The sequence below is a fragment of the Altibacter sp. genome (assembly GCF_019913785.1).
In the GTDB taxonomy this organism is placed as follows: Bacteria; Bacteroidota; Bacteroidia; order Flavobacteriales; family Flavobacteriaceae; genus Altibacter.
This window is the reverse complement of sequence record NZ_JAIOHK010000020.1, coordinates 1-2,479: the sequence shown is the minus strand read 5'-3', so window position 1 is coordinate 2,479 and position 2,479 is coordinate 1. Positions and strand designations below refer to the sequence as shown.

The 2,479-nt window shown below is 37.9% G+C and carries 2 protein-coding genes; both read right to left on the bottom strand.

What is annotated here, in order from left to right:
* A partial coding sequence (locus tag K8F54_RS02575; RefSeq protein WP_290786594.1) for a hypothetical protein occupies positions 1-1,343 on the bottom strand: 1,343 nt, incomplete at its 3' end.
* Between the two features lie 427 nt (positions 1,344-1,770).
* The coding region (locus tag K8F54_RS02570) for an FtsX-like permease family protein (protein ID WP_290786593.1) at positions 1,771-2,479 on the bottom strand (709 nt) is incomplete at its 5' end.

Genomic DNA, 2,479 nt, shown 5'->3' with positions numbered 1-2,479 from the left:
AAACAAATTTTTAGTATTCTATTATCTGTATCCTTACTTATGCATTCAATACTTTCATTTAGAATGGAAAAATCATATTGACAAGGTCTTATGCTAAAAAAACTATAATTTGAAGTGATACCCGTGGTAGTTTCACTAACGTTCCATTTGAAATGCCCTTCACCAGAATCATTTAAACTACTTTCTATCCTCTGTTGTACAATATGAGCAGCTTCATGATTAATTTCTTTTTTAGACGTATTTTCTACATATACAGATTGTAATTCAAGGTTATCTCTTATTTTGAAAATTTCAAACCGATAGTTTGGATTTTCTATTTTATCATCCAGAAATTCCCAGGAAAACTTCTCTACTTCTTCCGTATCAGTAAAATTACTATTGTTATTGGGGTAACGCCCAAGTATATTACGTTCATTTCTTCTTCCCCTCCTTTCAAATTCTATTTGCTCACCTGTATCAAGAATACCATCACCATCGGAGTCATCATCACCTGCTCTATTTAACACTCCCGATATTTCATGGTCTTCTAGTCCTCTCTCGCGTGATGCCTCATCTTCATCCCCAAATGAATACCCGAGTCCGACACCAAAAAAGAAAAATTGTGGTTTCAGAAACCGCATTTCCTCAACCAAATTGTCACTATTCACGAACAACTCGGTATCTGCGCTGGTAATGTTTCCATCATTATTTACATCAACGGGAGGAACATAGGTATCCAGAATTTCCATTCCATCACCAAAACTTGTGAAGTATTCAGCTTTAACAAATGCACTCAAGCCCTGATATACTGGATACGAAAATTTTACCCCTAATGATGCATAGCCTAATGACGATTTACTTCCTGAAGAAAGCTCCGTATTTAATATTTCAATAGGTTGATTGACATCGGTACCATTATAGCTTCCCACAAATTTGTCGAGGGATACATCCATCAGACCACCTCTTAAAAAGCCGGTAAATGTAAAGTCCCCCAAAGACGCCATATAATTAGGTCCAATACTGTAATAGGTACCATTAATTTGTCCACCACTAATTTGAGTGGGAAAATTGATCTCATAGGTTAAACTTGAAATTTTATGGTTAAAGATTCCCAAAGTTGCTCCCAAGCCAACCGCCCCAAACTGATAAGATGCGTCGAAACTGAATTGAGTTTCCCCCGTAATTTCTTCGGTAAAACCAATCAGGTTATTTCCGTTAGTCTGTCCTAAAGTCTTTGTATAGGTTTTGTAATCCCCCAAGGGCGCAGTAATACCCCCGGTTGCATCAAATGAAAATCCTTTAATTTCCTGTGCTTGAAATTTTACTACGCATAGTAAAAAGATGATGAGAAGTATTTTTTTCATGAGTCAAGAATTAGATATTATTATATAGCGGATCTTAAAAATAAATCCTTGTTTAACTAATTGTCTTGAGCTATTTAGTTGAATCTTTTCAAATGAAACAACTCTTTTTCGGGGAGATAATAAGGCGATAAAAACGGCAGGATTTTTTTTGAATGAATTCTTACCGAGTACTACTTATTGAAGTCAAATATGAAATCTATGGTGGAATAATAAAAGACCAACTTTTCGAAGTGTCTAATTCACTCGATGATCGGTACGATTGATTTTAATATGTGTATTTCTGAAGATTGTCTGTCATGAAGATTTCGCGTTAGGGATTGAACGGTCTGTTTGAGCTCTTTGGTTTTGTACTTTTTAAGGATTTGTAAGGCAAAACCAAAAGCGAGTAGTGAAAGCCCGACCCCGCTAAAAGCGGGGGAACGCCCATTTACTCAAACCGAATCGCCTTTACCGGAGAAATCTTGGCAATGATATAGGACGGAATCAATAGCATAAGCAAACAGAGCAGAAAAGTACCCGCGTTTAACGCCAAAATATATCCGATATCCAAAAACACAGGTGCTTCGGTCACGTAGTAGGTATCGGGATCCAGTGGGAACAATTTAAACTGTTGTTGTGCCACCAAGAGACCAAGACCAATCACATTTCCCCAAAAAAGGCCCACTCCAATGAGGTACATGGCATTGTAAATAAAAACTTTTCGAACGCTCCAGTCGCTGCTGCCCAAGGCTTTTAGAATACCTATCATTTGCGTTCGCTCTAAAATAAGTACCAGGAGTGCGGTAATCATATTGATCCCTGCCACCAAGATCATGATCCCAATGATAAGGAAGATGTTAAAATCGAACAGATCCAGCCATTCAAAGATGGAGGCGTATTTATCGCGTATGGTTAAGGTGTCCAACGTACTGGATGTTTCATTATAGACGGCATTACCGATAGGTATGATCTGGTCAAAATCGTTGACAAAAACTTCGAAAGCACCAATCTCATTGTCGGACCATTTATTGAGTTGTTGGATATGCCGAATATCTGCGATGACAAATTGTTCGTCAAATTGTTGAAAGCCGCTGTTGTAAATTCCTACAATCGTAAAACCTCTACTTCTGGGTGCCTTGGCGCTGTCGTTGTTTAGG